Genomic DNA, 14,849 nt, shown 5'->3' on the forward strand with positions numbered 1-14,849 from the left:
CACCTCAATTACATTTATATTAAGAGATTTTTAGCCTAAATTTCTTTAAGCAACAAAATAAGGAGACAAAATATCTTCAAAGTTATATAACCCTTTTTCCTTATCTTTTAAATTTTCAGCAACAAACATAACTCCGCTACCAAAAGCTTCACGGGAAATACTTTCATGAATCAGCCTGACTGTCTGGAAAGGGAATCCAAAAACGACTTCGTGTTTGCCTACTATGCCTCCTGCTCTTACAGAATTTATATCATTTTCTTCTAGTTCCAGTGTTTCTGCAATTTTAAGTGCAGTCCCTGAAATACCATCTTTACCCTTAAAATGTTCCTCAATAATTTCGATATCAACCCAGGGTGCAATTTTCTTCAAGAATTTAGAAGCAAATAAAAGATAATTTACACCAAGCGTAATGTTAGGACTCCAGAATACAGTAGTGAGTTTTGAAAGTGATTTCAAAAAATCTTTTTCTTTATTTGAATAATGAGAAATCGCAGATATAATTTTTACCTTTCGAATACTTGCTTCCTCCCCATAGCTATAAATTCCTGAAGCTGAAGAAAAATCAATTATCATATCAACAGGTTCATTATCCAGCAGTTCTGTTATCGAAGTATTCTTAATTGAATATATCTTGCTTGTTTCCTCAGAATCAATTCCAAGATACTCAGCTGTAGTACGATTCTCTAAAATATGACTTCTTTTCAACACCCATTTAAGCGAAATGTTTTTGTTTTGCAATAAAACCGAAGCTACTGCTTTACCCGTTTTTCCAAATCCGATTAGTCCTATTTTCATTGTGCCCTTTTTTTATAAAAATAGCATTTTCTATTTAAAAACTCATCTTTTTAAGAATTATTAACATCTTTTTAAAGCAAAACAAGTTCAAAATTAGAGTTTAATCAAATTTTTCTACTTCTCCTTTTTACTAAATTAGTAAAGAGAAAATCCAATTTTATAGTATTTTTTAAAATTGAAATCTAAAATATTATCTACCTTTGTTATATAGGCCTAAAGCCTTTTTTTAAAATAAAAATGTAAAGTATGCAAAACATTCCTAGTGTAGACTTACGTGATTTCCTTTCGGGCGACCCGGAACGTAAACAAAAATTTGTAAATGAAATCGGCAGTGCATTTGAAAACATTGGCTTCGTTGCCTTAAAAGGTCATTTTCTGGATGACCAGCTGGTAACCGAACTTTATGGTGAAATTCGAAAATTTTTCGCCTTGCCATTAGAAACCAAACACAATTACGAAATTCCCGGAATAGGCGGGCAAAGAGGTTATGTATCATTTGGAAAAGAACATGCTAAAGGACGAAAAGAGGGAGATTTAAAAGAGTTCTGGCATTTTGGCCAGTATGTTGACAAGGATTCGAAATGGGATTCTGAATATCCAGACAATGTTGAGGTTAAGGAGTTGCCTCGTTTTAACGAAGTTGGTAAAGAAGCTTATCAAATGCTAGAAAAAACGGGGGTTTATGTATTAAGAGCACTGGCCTTGCACTTAGGTCTTGATGAATTCTATTTTGATGAATATGCAAAAGAAGGGAATTCTATCTTAAGACCAATTCATTACCCTCCGATTACTTCTGAACCCGAAAACGCCATCCGTGCTGCTGCTCACGGCGATATCAACCTAATTACGCTTTTGATGGGGGCTCAGGGTAAAGGATTACAAGTTCAGAATCATAATGGAGAATGGATTGATGCCATTGCTGCAGATGATGAATTGGTAATTAATGTGGGAGATATGTTATCAAGACACACGAACAACAAATTAAAATCTACAATACATCAGGTAGTAAACCCACCAAGAGAATTATGGGGAACCTCACGCTATTCAATTCCGTTTTTTATGCATCCTGTAAGCGATATGCGCCTGGATTGTTTAGAAAACTGTATTGATGAAGAAAATCCTAAGAAATATGAAGATATTTCAGCCGGCGAATTTTTACATGAACGTCTGGTAGAATTAGGCTTAATTAAAAAATAAACTTTTAAATCTCAATTTTTAAATTCCAAATTCCAAATGTATAGTTTTGGAATTTGGAATTTAATTTTTAGAAACTATAAAATTATTTTAATCAATATGGACTTTAAAGATCAGTTAAAAAATTTATTCCCGGATCACGTAGAATCAAATGAACCAGAAGAGGTTCAGGAACTGGAGCATGTACTTTATGTACAAAAAGAGCCTATGATCTGCAAATTCGAAAAACGAAAAGGAAAAGCAACGACCATCATCGAAGGTTACGAAGGATCTGATGAAGATTTTAAAATCCTGGCTAAAGAAATCAAGACAAAACTGAGCGTGGGCGGTACTTTTAAAGATGATTCTATAATAATCCAGGGAGATTACCGTGATAAAATTATGGCAATTTTAAAAGAAAAAGGCTTTAAAACAAAACGGGTTGGTGGATAAAAAATAGTTTCTTGTTTAAAGTTATCTACTTAACTTGAAATCTGAAACAAAAACCTTAGCAACTTAGTATCTCAGAACCTTAGCAACTTAAAAAAATGATACAGGCATCAGAATTAATACTCAACCCAGATGGGAGTGTTTATCACTTAAACCTTCGACCTGAACACATAGCCCACGATATAATTTTTGTGGGAGATCAAAACAGGGTTGAAAAAATTACGCAGTTTTTTGACTCGATTGAATATTCTACACAAAAAAGAGAATTCAAAACCCAGACCGGAATTTACAAGGGCAAAAGAATCACAGTAATGTCAACCGGAATTGGACCTGACAATATTGACATTGTGCTAAACGAATTAGACGCCCTGGTTAATATCGATTTGGAAACCCGTCTTCCCAAAAAAGAACTAACGTCTTTAAATATTATCAGAATCGGAACATCGGGTTCATTGCAGGCTGATATACCTGTTGACAGCTTTGTAATGTCTAAATTTGGATTAGGACTCGATAATATGCTTCGCTCCTACCTAATTGATAATGTTTCCCATAATGCGATTGAAGATGCTTTTATTCTGCATACCAACTGGGATATCAGAAAAGGAAGACCGTATGTAATTTCCTGTTCAGAGACATTAGAAAGAATAATTGAAAGCGATAGGATTTTTAAAGGAATTACAGCCACTGCCGGAGGGTTTTATGGCCCTCAGGGACGTGTTCTTCGTTTAAATATTCAGGATGAGGAATTAAACAACAAAATGGATAATTTTGATTTTAATGATAACCGAATCACAAACCTGGAAATGGAAACTGCTGCTATTTATGGACTTTCAGCATTATTGGGACACAATGCTTTGTCATTAAATGCTATTATTGCAAATCGTGCTTCGGGAACTTTTAGTCCAGATCCTTATAAAGCAGTTGATGAACTGATTACCTATACTTTAGACAAATTAACAGCAAAATAATTAATCTGAAAATTAGATAATTTATTTAAAAATTATAAAACTATGATGCTAAGAGTCGCCCGGCATACAAATAATTTAGAGACTATTGAACATTTTTACGTCAATATTTTAGGTTTTGAAAGACTTGGCGGCTTTCAAAACCATAATAATTATGATGGCCTTTTCATTGGAAAACCTGATTTAGACTGGTATTTTGAGTTCACACAATCTAAAACCAAAATTGATCATAAATTTGATGAAGATGATATCATTGTACTTTATCCAAAAACAATTTTGAAATATAATACCTTAATAAAAAAAGTGGTAAACAACAATATTTCAATCATCCCGGCTATTAATCCATACTGGAATGAAAATGGCAAAATGTTTCAGGATCCGGACGGATACCGTATTGTAATATCGCCTTTAAAAGCTCTAAATGTTTAAAGAATGCAAGTAGAAACGCATAAAAAAATAGTATTCAGATATTACAGTGATTTACTTGAAAATACAGTAGTTGAAACCATGTGGGCAGAAATTATTGATTTGGAAAAAGGAATTTTCAAACTAGATAATATTCCCTTTTTCGGACCTTTAATTGCAACTGATGATATTTTCTTCGCTGAATTCGATAAAGACGAAGGTACGCTTGTTTACAAAAAAACTATAGAAAGTTCTGGGAATTCAATTCTCCAGGTTGTAATTTTAGAAAAAGGATTCGATAAGGAAATAATTCGTGAAGAATTAAAATTAGTTCATTGCGTTTCAGAAAGCTTAAATGAAACATTATTTGCACTTGAAGTTCCAAAAAATGTAGATTACGCAGCAGTAAACAACCTTTTGAGCCAGTACGAATTACAGGAGATTATAGAGTTTGCAGAACCGTGCCTTTCTGAAAAACACAGAACTGATTTATTAAAAAATTAGAGAATGTATCAATTTGATAATGAGATATTTTTTAAAATATAATAATTAAATAATCTAAGAAATCTAACAATCCAAACAGTTAAAAACATACCAAAACAGCTTATCTAAAAACTTAAACTTAATGAAAACAGTAAAAATTGTAGGTGTACCTGAACATTTCAATTTGCCATGGCGACTATGCATTGAAAATGGTGAATTTGAAGCTGAAAATATAGATTTACAATGGAAAGATATCCCAGAAGGCACTGGTAAAATGTGTCAGATGCTACGCGATGGAGAAACAGATATTGCTGTTATTTTGACGGAGGGCATTATAAAGGACATTGTAGCCGGAAATCCAGGTAAAATTGTTCAGATTTACGTGCAGTCACCTTTAATTTGGGGTATTCATGTTGCAGCCACATCTGAGTTTCATGCTATAAAAGATCTTGAAAATAAAAAAGTGGCTATTTCACGATTAGGATCAGGATCTCAATTAATGGCATATGTTAATGCCGACGAACAGGGCTGGGAAACTGATAATTTAGAATTTAAAATTGTCAACACCATAGACGGTGCTGTAGAAGCACTTACAAATGAGACTGCTGATTATTTCATGTGGGAGCGTTTTATGACCAAACCTCTGGTTGATAAAGGTATTTTCAGGCGTTTAGGCGATTGCCCTACTCCATGGCCGTCTTTTGTAATTGCTGCACATGATGATTTTTTGAAAAAAAATCCTAAACTAATGGAGAAAATACTGGAAATTATTAATAATACTACACGCGATTTTACCCAAATCCCGGATATTGACAAAACACTGGCTGCTATCTTTGACCAAAGACTGGAAGATATTCAGGAATGGCTAAAACTGACACAATGGTCTCAAAAAAATTTAACCGAAAAAGCATTTATCAAGATTCAAAATCAGTTATTTGATCTGGGAATTATTGATAAAAAAAGTACTTTTGTTGAAACCGTAAAAGCGATGTAAAAACACTGCTTTTTAATACTATGATAAAATTTCCAAAAATTGACTTTCCGCAATTAAAATCCAAATTACAGGTAAAATCTCCCTGGGATAGGATCATTATTATGCTATTAAGTCTTTTGATTACCATACCGGTTTTTATCATATTACACCAAAATCTGATTGACTTAAAATGGCCTTTTAATTTAGACCGTATTTTGATTTTTTTAATTGTTTTTGCGGCAATTTACTTTCTGCTGATGTTGTTACGGACCATCATCTTAATTTGTATTGCGTTATACTTATTAGTTTTATTTTATGGAACAGTCATAGGCAATTATGGCTTTACCGAAATATCCGAAGACTATAATTCGATGATTTATACCATGTCTGACAATCCTTTCCCTCAGGATATCATTGTGGCGAAATTACTTCCGTTTCCTAATAAAACCAAAATTATCAACGCCATAGAGTATCAGAATCCTAAGGTTCGAAATTTTGCCATTATGGCAACTACAAAACATTTCAAAGGGATCAGGGGGTATTCTGATTACAGAACCATCATTCAGTGCTTTGCTGTTTTTAAAGAAATTAATCATCGATGGAATTATGTTAACGATCCAAAAGAAGGTGATTATATTGCTACCGCTACTGAATCTTTAGAATATTTTTCCGGAGACTGTGACGATCATTCGATTTTAATGGCTGCTGCCATTCGTTCTATTGGCGGAACACCGAGATTGATTCACACCAAAGGCCATATTTATCCCGAAATACTGATTGGGTCTTTAATTGATCTGGAAAAGGTCAATTACCTAATTAAAAATGTCCTTTTTGTGAAAGAAAGTAAAGGAAAAATAATTCATTATCATATCGACGAACGCGGACAAGTCTGGATGAATCTGGATTACACTGCCAAATATCCCGGCGGTCCTTTTATGTACGAAGAAATTTTAGGGGCATTAACGCTTAATTAGAAAGCAAAAAAGCTGTCAGAAAACTTAAATTCCTGACAGGCTTTTTAATATCTTTTATTGAAAACTACTTCTGACGTTTCTTTAAAACATCAATTACATCGTTTAACTGATATCCTTTTGCCTGTAACAAAATCAGGTAATGAAAAAGCAAATCAGCACTTTCGCTCAGGAATAAGTCATCGTTGTTATCTTTGGCTTCGATAACCACTTCTACTGCTTCTTCACCTACTTTTTGAGCTATTTTATTGATTCCTTTTTCAAATAGAGAAGCAACATAACTTTTCTCAGAATCTGCATTCTCCCTGCGGGTTTTGATTGTGTTTTCTAACTGGGAAATAAAACCATAATGAGCATCATTTGGTTCCTGCCAGCACGTATCAGCACCTGTATGACATATTGGACCCACAGGTTTTGCCTGAATCAAAAGCGTATCGCCATCGCAGTCATTTTTAATACTCACCAGATTCAAAAAGTTACCACTTTCTTCTCCTTTTGTCCAAAGTCTTTGTTTGGATCGGCTGAAAAAAGTCACTTTTTGCGTTTCTATTGTTTTTTGAAGCGATTCTTCATTCATATATCCCAGCATCAGGACGTTTTTAGTCTCTGAATCCTGAATAATCGCCGGAATTAATCCGTGGGCGCTTTTGATATCTATTTCCATATTCGTCTAAAGTTGTAAAGCCGAAAGTCTTAAAGTTAAAACTAAATTCGGACTTCTATATTGTTATTTTTTAACTCTTGTTTCAAAGCTTTTATTTCGATCTCTTTAAAGTGAAAAACACTTGCTGCCAAAGCCGCATCTGCTTTTCCTTCTTTAAAGGAATCTACGAAATGCTGCATATTTCCAGCTCCTCCCGAAGCAATAATCGGAATGTTAATCAAAGTTGATAATTTTGCCAAAGCTTCATTTGCAAAACCATTTTTAGTTCCGTCATTATCCATTGAAGTGAATAAAATTTCTCCAGCTCCTCTTTCAGCTACCTCAACAGCCCAATCAAATAAATTCAATTGTGTTGGTACTTTTCCGCCCACCAAATGTACGATCCATTGCCCGTCAATTTGTTTGGCATCAATAGCAACCACCACACATTGGCTCCCAAATTTCTGGGCCAGGTCATTAATCAATTGTGGATTTTTTACTGCCGATGAATTGATCGAAACTTTGTCGGCTCCATTATTCAACAGGATTTCAACGTCCTCAACAGATGAAATTCCGCCGCCAACCGTAAACGGAATATTAATTTTTTCCGCCACACTTCGTACCATATTCACCAGCGTTTTGCGTCTTTCTTCCGTAGCCGAAATATCGAGAAAAACCAGTTCATCCGCACCTTCAGCCGAATAGATTTCAGCCAGTTCAACCGGATCGCCCGCATCACGCAAATCTACAAAATTTACGCCTTTTACAGTTCTTCCGTTTTTTATATCCAAACAGGGTATGATTCTTTTTGCTAACATTTCTTTTAATGTGTCAATTTGAGAATTAGATAATTAGATAATTTTTTGTTTTTGCTAAATAATTATCTAATTGACTAATTTTCTCATTATGTAATTATGAAGTTCTCCAGTTGTTTCAAAGTGATTCTTCCCTCGTAAATTGCTTTCCCGATTATAGTTCCTTCACAGCCTAATTCGGCTAATTTTGGCAATTCATCAAAAGTTGAAATTCCACCCGAAGCGATAAGTTTTATACCTTTGGCTTCAGCTAAGATTTTTCCGTATAAGTCAAAACTTGGCCCTTCCAGCATCCCGTCTTTGGCAATATCAGTACAAATAACATACTGGATTCCTTTACTTTGATAATCCTGAATAAACGGAATCAAATCTTCATCTGAATCTTCCAGCCAGCCTGAAACCGCAATTTTTTCGTCTTTTGCATCAGCTCCTAAAATAATTTTATCTGAACCATATTCAGAAATCCATTTTTCGAAAATGCTTCTGTTTTTTACGGCAATACTTCCGCCTGTAATTTGGTTTGCACCGCTTTCAAAAGCAATTCTCAAATCATCATCGGATTTTAAACCGCCGCCAAAATCAATTTTCAAACTGGTTTGCGTTGCAATTTGTTCTAAAATTTTATAATTGACAATTTTACTTGATTTCGCACCGTCAAGATCTACTAAATGCAGGTATTCAATTCCGTGTGCTTCAAATGATTTCGCCACTTCAAGCGGGTTTTCATTATAAATTATTTTGGTGTCATAATCCCCTTTGGATAAACGAACGCATTTTCCGTCAATGATATCTATGGCTGGTATTATTCTCATTTATTTAGTCTTAAAGTTTGAAAGTCTAAAGTCGTAAAGTCTTCATTTTTGATTGTTGATTAACGATTTTTGATTTCAGATATTTTAAAATTGATATTGTAACTGATTTTTGATATTGATATTACTATTGAATTACATTTTCAAGAAGTTTTCTAATATTTTCTCACCAATTGCACCACTTTTCTCAGGGTGAAATTGTGTTCCGTAAAAATTATTTTTTTGTAATGCCGATGCGTATTCTAATTCATAATTTGTTGTTGCAATCGCTTCAACGCAGTTTGGAGCGTAAAAACTATGCACTAAATACATAAATTCATTCTCTGGAATTCCTTTAAACAAATCCGATTTTAAATCATAAATCTGATTCCAGCCCATTTGTGGTACTTTTACCTTGTTTGAAAATTTGATTACATCGACATCGAAAATCCCTAAACCTTCAGTATTTCCTTCCTCTGTCTTATTGCACATTAACTGCATTCCCAGACAGATTCCAAAAACAGGCTGTTTCAGAGTCGGAATTAAGGTATCCAAACCGCTTTCTTTCAGTTTTTTCATGGCATAACTTGCTTCACCCACACCCGGGAAAATCACTTTGTCTGCCGCCTGAATTTCTTCCGGATTGTTGCTCAGAACGGCTTTAAAACCCAGTCTTTCAATAGCAAACATAATGCTCTGAATATTTCCTGCTCCGTAATTTATAATTACTATTTTCATTTCTTTTTGTTTGAAAGTTTCAGATTTCAGGTTTCAGGTTGCTTTACAGAACGTGAAACTTGAAACTTGAAACAATTTTTAACTCTTTTACAAATCAGTATAATGGGCAATCATTTTATTTACCAATCCGTTTTCATCAAAAAACATAACTTCAATTGCCATTTTATTCATAACCGACTTATAGTAAAGCGCCACAGAATCAACCCCTGATGTAACTTCTATCAGTTCAAAATGCAAATCAGGAATTTTAGTCAAAGCTTTCTGCCAATATGCCCTTACCTGCTCTTTTCCCTGCAGCGATCCGCTTTCAATTCCGGCAGCCAATTTTAACATTGGCGTTGTAATTTCAATTTCTTCCGAATAATGCTTCATGATATCCTCTAAATCATGAGAATTCCAGGAATCAATCCATTCTTTGGCAAACTTTTTCGCTTCCATCTCTTTTTTGTTTGAATTTGTTTCAAGTTTCAAGTTACACAACAGAACGTGAAACCTGAAACTTGAAACATTTTTTACAACATTCCTTTTGTACTCGGCAGAATCATTTTCTCAGTATCTCTTTTTACGGCCACTTTTATGGCTTTAGCAAAAGCTTTAAAAATCGCTTCAATTTTATGGTGTTCGTTATCGCCTTCCGCTTTGATATTGATATTGGCTTTTGCGCCGTCTGAGAAAGATTTAAAGAAATGGAAAAACATTTCTGTTGGCATTTTGCCTACCATTTCACGTTTGAATTCGGTTTCCCAAATCAGCCAGTTTCTTCCTCCGAAATCAATCGCAACCTGCGCTAAACAATCGTCCATTGGCAAACAGAAACCGTAACGTTCAATCCCTAATTTATTTCCTAACGCTTTTGCAAAAACTTCTCCAAGCGCAATTGCTGTATCTTCAATCGTATGGTGTTCATCAACTTCTAAATCGCCTTTCACCAGAATTTCCAAATCCATTTGACCGTGACGTGAAATCTGATCCAACATATGGTCAAAGAAAGCAATTCCGGTATCAATTTTACTTTTTCCAGTTCCATCCAGATTCAGATTGATGTAAATGTCCGTTTCATGCGTTTTACGGGTAATTGAAGCAGAACGAGCCTCTAATTTTAAAAACTCATAAATCGTTTTCCAGTCAGTAGTCTGAAGAACAATTGTTTCATCCAATTCTTCGCGTTTTGATGAAATTTCGGTACTTCCTGCCCCGTCAGTCAAATTCATGAAAATCGCCTTTGCTCCTAAGTTTTTCGCCAATTCAACATCTGTCAGACGATCTCCTAACACAAAAGAATTTGCCAGATCATAATTTGGATTATCAATATACTTTGTCAACATTCCGGTTCTTGGTTTGCGTGTTGGCGCATTATCTTCCGGAAACGATCGGTCAATAAAAATATCATCAAACAAAACACCTTCGTTTTCAAAAGCTCTCAGAATAAAGTTCTGCGTTGGCCAAAACGTATCTTCCGGAAAACTATCGGTTCCTAATCCATCCTGGTTAGTTACCATTGCCAGTTCATAATCCAGCTCATTAGCAATTTTAGCCAGATACTGAAATGCTTTCGGATAAAACTCCAATTTATCCAGACTGTCTAATTGATAATTTTCAGGTTCTAAAACAATCGTTCCGTCACGATCGATAAAAAGTACTTTTTTCATTGTTTTTATTTTATGAACAAAAATTTTAGAGAATTTATAATTTAATATCTGCTTATTTTACGTTCCAGATATGATTAATGAGTTAAGATACTATTTGCATTCAGTATCTTCAGTCATTTGTTCCATTTTCTTTTTAGCCGTGTTCTCTGTTATTTCTTCGCAATAAATATTATTGACCCACATGCCCGTTTCAAAAACAACTTGAACATAAGTTATTTTACCTGGTTCGACTAAAATTTCAAATTTTTCAGCACCTTCCTTTGATTTTTTCCCTCCAAATTGTACTGAACATGTATGCTTTCCTGTAGAAACTTCATGGATTGAATACTTTTTGTTATTTAATTTGCAAACAAACTGCTCATCAATAAATGTTTTAAAAGCCTGAGCAGAACCTGCAAAACCTGTTGAACGAAGGAAATAAATTTTTCCAGTTTCTGTTTTTTGCTGAGTATCTTGCGCCTGAACGGTTGCTATAACTATTAAAAAAACTAAAAATGTAAAGACTGTTTTTTTCATTTGAAGTGGTTTATGTTTTAACTAATTCTTTTTAAGACTTCTATCAATTTCATGTTTTCCTCAGGAATACCAATCGTAAAACGAAGACAGTTTTCGCATAAAGGCTGAGTAGTTCTGTTTCTAATCACAATTCCTTTTTCAATCAACTGATCGTATCTTTTATTGGCATCATCCACTTTTACCAATACAAAATTAGCTTCTGTAGGATAAACTTTTTCAACAAAAGCAACATCTGCTAAAACTTTCAGCAATTCTTCTCTTTGTTCGATGATTGACGCAATTTCTTGTTTTATCTTTTCACCGTCATTCAAACGGGCAATCGCCCTTTGCTGCGTCAGCTCGTTTACATTATAGGGAGGTTTGATTTTGTTTAAAATTGAAACTACAGCTTCTGAGGCGTAACAAATTCCCAATCGTATTCCGGCCAGACCGTATGCTTTTGAAAGTGTTTGTGTAATCACCAGATTAGGATATTCCTCAATTTTAATCAGCCAGCTTTCTTTATCCGAGAAATCAATGTAAGCTTCATCAATTACCACTAAACCTTTAAAATTCTGAAGCAACTTTATCACACTTTCGTCTGAGAAAGAATTTCCGGTTGGATTGTTTGGCGAACATAAAAAGATCATTTTAGTATTATCGTCAACCGCTTCTAAAATTTTCTCCACCTGTGGCTGAAAATCTGTTGAAAGCAAAACTTCTCTGTTTTCTACGGCATTGATATTCGCCAGAACGCTGTACATTCCGTATGTGGGAGGCAGTGAAATAATATTGTCTGTTTTTGGTTCACAAAAAGCTCTGAAAAGCAGATCCAATACTTCATCACTTCCGTTTCCTAATAAAATCTGGCTTTGTTTTACATTATTATTCTTAGCTAAAATTGCCTTAACCGAATTCTGCTGTGGGTCGGGATAACGATTTACTCCATTCTGAAAAGGATTTTCATTAGCATCCAGAAAAATCATTTCGGCTGTATCAAAATCTTCAAATTCATCGCGTGCGGACGAATATGGCTTTAAAGATTTTACATTTTCACGTGTTATTGTATTTATATCGAATGTACGCATTGGTTTGTTTTTATTCCTGCAAGGTTTTCAAAACCTTGTAGGTATTAGTTATCACAGATTATAAATTATAAATAAAGACCTACTAGGTTTTAGAAACCTCGCAGGACTGCAGACGTAAAGTCACAGCATTTTTATGCGCCTGTAATCCTTCAGCTTCAGCCATAAGTTCAATTGCTGGCCCAATATTTTGAATTCCTTTTTCTGAAATTTTCTGAAAAGTCATGGATTTCATAAAACTATCCAGATTTACTCCGCTGTAATTTTTCGCATAACCATTTGTAGGCAACGTGTGGTTTGTTCCCGAAGCATAATCTCCGGCGCTTTCGGGAGTATAATTTCCAATAAAAACAGAACCTGCATTTACTATTCCGTTGCAGTAAAAATCATCATATTCTGAACAGATAATGAAATGCTCCGGTCCGTATTCATTGATTAGGTCTAAAGCAATTTTATCATTTTCAACAAAAATCAATTTAGAATTGGCAATAGCTTTTTGTGCAATCTCTTTTCTTGGAAGTGCTTCAAGCTGAATTTCTATTTCTTTTTCAACAGCGCCAATCAGTTTTTTCGAAGTCGAAACCAAAATTACCTGACTGTCCCCTCCATGTTCTGCCTGAGACAACAAATCTGAGGCTACAAAGGCAGGAACTGCAGTGTCGTCAGCCACTACCAATAATTCTGATGGTCCAGCAGGCATATCAATTGCAACGCCAAATTGTGTTGCCAATTGTTTAGCCACCGTTACAAACTGATTTCCGGGACCGAAAATTTTAAACACTTTCGGAATCGACTGTGTTCCAAATGTCATTCCCGCAATAGCCTGGATTCCGCCTACTTTTAATATTTTAGTTACGCCACATAGATTGGCAGAGTACAAAATAGCAGGATTGATTTTTCCGTTTTTATCCGGAGGCGAGCACAAAACAATTTCTTTCGATCCTGCAATTTCAGCAGGAACAGCCAGCATTAAAACCGTTGAAAACAAAGGAGCTGTTCCGCCCGGAATATACAGTCCGATTTTCTGAATCGGTCTTTTTTCCTGCCAGCAGTTTACGCCTTCAATCGTTTCAATTGAAATTCTTTCTGTTTTTTGTGCAGAGTGAAATTTATAAATATTGTTTTTAGCCAGCAGTATGGCTTCTTTCAATTCGTCCGAAACTAAATTAACAGCTTCCTGAATTTCTTCTGGAGTAACTTCGTAATGATCTAAAGCAATTCCGTCGAAAATAGAAGTATATTTCGCAACCGCTTCATCTCCTTTTTTCTGTACTTCTTTAAATATTTCTTTAACCGTAACTTCGATATCATCGATTGTTTTCGTAGGCCTTTTTAATATTTCTGACCAGGTATCCGGTTTTGGGTTATTTATTTTATTCATCGTTGTTGTTTTTTAACCGCAAAGAGCGCTAGGTTCTTTTTATATTCTTTGTCTTAAACCGCAAGGTTAGCAAAGTTTGAAATTTTAGATTTATAATTTCTACAAGACCATTTTCTCAATTGGACAAACTAGAATACCTTCCGCCCCGGCTTCTTTCAACTGATCGATTACGTCCCAAAAAGTATCTTTATCGATTACGGAATGTACGCTGCTCCATCCTTCCTGAGCCAATGGTAAAACGGTAAGACTTCTTAAAACCGGTAAGATTTTACCAATTTCATCAATCTTGTCGTTTGGCACGTTCATCAAAATGTATTTTGAATTTCTGGCTCTCAAAACAGACTGAATCCTGAATTTTAACGTGTCAATGTGCTTTTGAATTTCAGGTGAAACTTTTGGAGAAACCGCTAAAACAGCTTCACTTTTCAAAATTACTTCAACTTCTTTTAAATTGTTTTTAAACAAAGTACTTCCACTTGAAACAATATCAACAATCGCATCGGCAAGACCAATATTAGGTGCAATTTCTACCGATCCGGAAATCTGGTGAATATCAACCGTTAATCCGAATGAACCAAAATATTCGTTAACTGTATTTGGATATGAAGTCGCAACTCTCAAACCTGCCAGATCCTGAACCGAATTATATTCAAAAGTTTTAGGAACCGCTACAGAAACTTTACATTTTGAAAATCCTAATTTCTGAACCACTTCAATTCCTTTTCCTTTTTCTACTAAAAGATTATCCCCTACAATTGCCAAATCTACTACTCCATCAATTAAATATTGGGGAATATCAGAATTTCTTAAATATAAAACTTCAAGAGGAAAATTCGAAGCTTCGGCTTTTAACTGATCTATTCCGTTGTTAATTGAAATACCACAGTCTTTTAAAATCTGAATGCTGTCTTCGTTTAAACGGCCTGATTTCTGAATTGCAATTTTTAAAGTACTCATTTTTCTTTTTTTGTTTAATTAATAGTTTGAGTACAAAGAATAGGGAATAAAAAACCCGTTTGATGTACTCAAACGGGTTTTAA

At 34.6% G+C, this 14,849-nt stretch carries 18 protein-coding genes; 7 read left to right on the forward strand and 11 right to left on the reverse strand.

What is annotated here, in order from left to right:
* Nucleotides 1-45: 45 nt before the first annotated feature.
* On the reverse strand, nt 46-795 hold the full coding sequence (locus ACNC7R_RS13520) for a 4-hydroxy-tetrahydrodipicolinate reductase (protein WP_417941600.1): 750 nt from the start codon (nt 793-795) through the stop codon (nt 46-48).
* A 246-nt stretch (nt 796-1,041) separates the two neighbouring features.
* Between ACNC7R_RS13520 and ACNC7R_RS13525 the strand changes: the two genes are divergently transcribed.
* From ACNC7R_RS13525 to ACNC7R_RS13555, 7 genes are all read left to right on the forward strand, one after another.
* Nucleotides 1,042-1,992, forward strand: a complete 951-nt coding sequence (locus ACNC7R_RS13525; protein ID WP_417941601.1) for an isopenicillin N synthase family dioxygenase — start codon at nt 1,042-1,044, stop codon at nt 1,990-1,992.
* 96 nt (nt 1,993-2,088) lie between these two features.
* Nucleotides 2,089-2,421 (forward strand): translation initiation factor, encoded by a 333-nt coding sequence (locus ACNC7R_RS13530; protein ID WP_417941602.1) that lies wholly within the window; start codon nt 2,089-2,091, stop codon nt 2,419-2,421.
* Nucleotides 2,422-2,516: 95 nt separating this feature from the next.
* Nucleotides 2,517-3,386 carry a nucleoside phosphorylase gene (locus ACNC7R_RS13535; protein WP_417941603.1) on the forward strand — a complete coding sequence of 290 codons (870 nt, stop codon included), beginning with the start codon at nt 2,517-2,519 and terminating at the stop codon, nt 3,384-3,386.
* Between the two features lie 42 nt (nt 3,387-3,428).
* A complete protein-coding gene (locus ACNC7R_RS13540; protein WP_417941604.1) occupies nt 3,429-3,812 on the forward strand; it encodes a VOC family protein in 384 nt (127 codons plus the stop codon).
* A gap of 3 nt (nt 3,813-3,815) precedes the next feature.
* Nucleotides 3,816-4,292, forward strand: a complete 477-nt coding sequence (locus ACNC7R_RS13545; RefSeq protein ID WP_417941605.1) for a DUF4265 domain-containing protein — start codon at nt 3,816-3,818, stop codon at nt 4,290-4,292.
* Between the two features lie 121 nt (nt 4,293-4,413).
* On the forward strand, nt 4,414-5,265 hold the full coding sequence (locus ACNC7R_RS13550) for a substrate-binding domain-containing protein (protein ID WP_417941606.1): 852 nt from the start codon (nt 4,414-4,416) through the stop codon (nt 5,263-5,265).
* Between the two features lie 20 nt (nt 5,266-5,285).
* Complete coding sequence (locus tag ACNC7R_RS13555) at nt 5,286-6,218, forward strand: transglutaminase (RefSeq protein ID WP_417941607.1); 933 nt, start codon at nt 5,286-5,288, stop codon at nt 6,216-6,218.
* A 64-nt stretch (nt 6,219-6,282) separates the two neighbouring features.
* Here the strand turns inward: ACNC7R_RS13555 and hisIE are convergent, their stop codons facing one another.
* The 10 genes from hisIE to hisG form a co-directional block, all read right to left on the reverse strand.
* Nucleotides 6,283-6,879, reverse strand: coding sequence for a bifunctional phosphoribosyl-AMP cyclohydrolase/phosphoribosyl-ATP diphosphatase HisIE (gene hisIE / locus ACNC7R_RS13560; protein ID WP_417941608.1), 597 nt, complete (start codon nt 6,877-6,879; stop codon nt 6,283-6,285).
* A gap of 41 nt (nt 6,880-6,920) precedes the next feature.
* Nucleotides 6,921-7,676 (reverse strand): imidazole glycerol phosphate synthase subunit HisF, encoded by a 756-nt coding sequence (hisF, locus tag ACNC7R_RS13565; RefSeq protein ID WP_417941609.1) that lies wholly within the window; start codon nt 7,674-7,676, stop codon nt 6,921-6,923.
* An 86-nt stretch (nt 7,677-7,762) separates the two neighbouring features.
* Nucleotides 7,763-8,485: a 1-(5-phosphoribosyl)-5-[(5-phosphoribosylamino)methylideneamino]imidazole-4-carboxamide isomerase gene (gene hisA, locus ACNC7R_RS13570; protein WP_417941610.1), complete on the reverse strand. Its 723-nt coding sequence runs from the start codon at nt 8,483-8,485 to the stop codon at nt 7,763-7,765.
* 132 nt (nt 8,486-8,617) lie between these two features.
* On the reverse strand, nt 8,618-9,199 hold the full coding sequence (gene hisH, locus ACNC7R_RS13575; RefSeq protein ID WP_417941611.1) for an imidazole glycerol phosphate synthase subunit HisH: 582 nt from the start codon (nt 9,197-9,199) through the stop codon (nt 8,618-8,620).
* 87 nt (nt 9,200-9,286) lie between these two features.
* Complete coding sequence (locus ACNC7R_RS13580; protein WP_417941612.1) at nt 9,287-9,637, reverse strand: nuclear transport factor 2 family protein; 351 nt, start codon at nt 9,635-9,637, stop codon at nt 9,287-9,289.
* Nucleotides 9,638-9,711: 74 nt separating this feature from the next.
* Nucleotides 9,712-10,848 (reverse strand): bifunctional histidinol-phosphatase/imidazoleglycerol-phosphate dehydratase HisB, encoded by a 1,137-nt coding sequence (gene hisB / locus ACNC7R_RS13585; protein WP_417941613.1) that lies wholly within the window; start codon nt 10,846-10,848, stop codon nt 9,712-9,714.
* 90 nt (nt 10,849-10,938) lie between these two features.
* Entirely contained in the window at nt 10,939-11,364 is a 426-nt protein-coding gene (locus ACNC7R_RS13590; protein WP_417941614.1) for a DUF2846 domain-containing protein, read from the reverse strand.
* A 17-nt stretch (nt 11,365-11,381) separates the two neighbouring features.
* Nucleotides 11,382-12,431 carry a histidinol-phosphate transaminase gene (gene hisC, locus ACNC7R_RS13595; protein WP_417941615.1) on the reverse strand — a complete coding sequence of 350 codons (1,050 nt, stop codon included), beginning with the start codon at nt 12,429-12,431 and terminating at the stop codon, nt 11,382-11,384.
* Between the two features lie 82 nt (nt 12,432-12,513).
* Nucleotides 12,514-13,809 (reverse strand): histidinol dehydrogenase, encoded by a 1,296-nt coding sequence (hisD, locus tag ACNC7R_RS13600; protein ID WP_417941616.1) that lies wholly within the window; start codon nt 13,807-13,809, stop codon nt 12,514-12,516.
* Between the two features lie 99 nt (nt 13,810-13,908).
* Complete coding sequence (hisG, locus tag ACNC7R_RS13605) at nt 13,909-14,766, reverse strand: ATP phosphoribosyltransferase (RefSeq protein WP_417941617.1); 858 nt, start codon at nt 14,764-14,766, stop codon at nt 13,909-13,911.
* Between the last annotated feature and the right edge of the window lie 83 nt (nt 14,767-14,849).

The organism is Flavobacterium adiutor, assembly GCF_048282555.1.
GTDB lineage: Bacteria > Bacteroidota > Bacteroidia > Flavobacteriales > Flavobacteriaceae > Flavobacterium.

Coding starts and splice junctions, on each gene's coding strand:
- ACNC7R_RS13520 (WP_417941600.1), bottom strand. CDS start 795: ATGAAAATAGGACTAATCGGATTTGGAAAAACGGGTAAAGCAGTAGCT.
- ACNC7R_RS13525 (WP_417941601.1), top strand. CDS start 1,042: ATGCAAAACATTCCTAGTGTAGACTTACGTGATTTCCTTTCGGGCGAC.
- ACNC7R_RS13530 (WP_417941602.1), top strand. CDS start 2,089: ATGGACTTTAAAGATCAGTTAAAAAATTTATTCCCGGATCACGTAGAA.
- ACNC7R_RS13535 (WP_417941603.1), top strand. CDS start 2,517: ATGATACAGGCATCAGAATTAATACTCAACCCAGATGGGAGTGTTTAT.
- ACNC7R_RS13540 (WP_417941604.1), top strand. CDS start 3,429: ATGATGCTAAGAGTCGCCCGGCATACAAATAATTTAGAGACTATTGAA.
- ACNC7R_RS13545 (WP_417941605.1), top strand. CDS start 3,816: ATGCAAGTAGAAACGCATAAAAAAATAGTATTCAGATATTACAGTGAT.
- ACNC7R_RS13550 (WP_417941606.1), top strand. CDS start 4,414: ATGAAAACAGTAAAAATTGTAGGTGTACCTGAACATTTCAATTTGCCA.
- ACNC7R_RS13555 (WP_417941607.1), top strand. CDS start 5,286: ATGATAAAATTTCCAAAAATTGACTTTCCGCAATTAAAATCCAAATTA.
- hisIE (WP_417941608.1), bottom strand. CDS start 6,879: ATGGAAATAGATATCAAAAGCGCCCACGGATTAATTCCGGCGATTATT.
- hisF (WP_417941609.1), bottom strand. CDS start 7,676: ATGTTAGCAAAAAGAATCATACCCTGTTTGGATATAAAAAACGGAAGA.
- hisA (WP_417941610.1), bottom strand. CDS start 8,485: ATGAGAATAATACCAGCCATAGATATCATTGACGGAAAATGCGTTCGT.
- hisH (WP_417941611.1), bottom strand. CDS start 9,199: ATGAAAATAGTAATTATAAATTACGGAGCAGGAAATATTCAGAGCATT.
- ACNC7R_RS13580 (WP_417941612.1), bottom strand. CDS start 9,637: ATGGAAGCGAAAAAGTTTGCCAAAGAATGGATTGATTCCTGGAATTCT.
- hisB (WP_417941613.1), bottom strand. CDS start 10,848: ATGAAAAAAGTACTTTTTATCGATCGTGACGGAACGATTGTTTTAGAA.
- ACNC7R_RS13590 (WP_417941614.1), bottom strand. CDS start 11,364: ATGAAAAAAACAGTCTTTACATTTTTAGTTTTTTTAATAGTTATAGCA.
- hisC (WP_417941615.1), bottom strand. CDS start 12,431: ATGCGTACATTCGATATAAATACAATAACACGTGAAAATGTAAAATCT.
- hisD (WP_417941616.1), bottom strand. CDS start 13,809: ATGAATAAAATAAATAACCCAAAACCGGATACCTGGTCAGAAATATTA.
- hisG (WP_417941617.1), bottom strand. CDS start 14,766: ATGAGTACTTTAAAAATTGCAATTCAGAAATCAGGCCGTTTAAACGAA.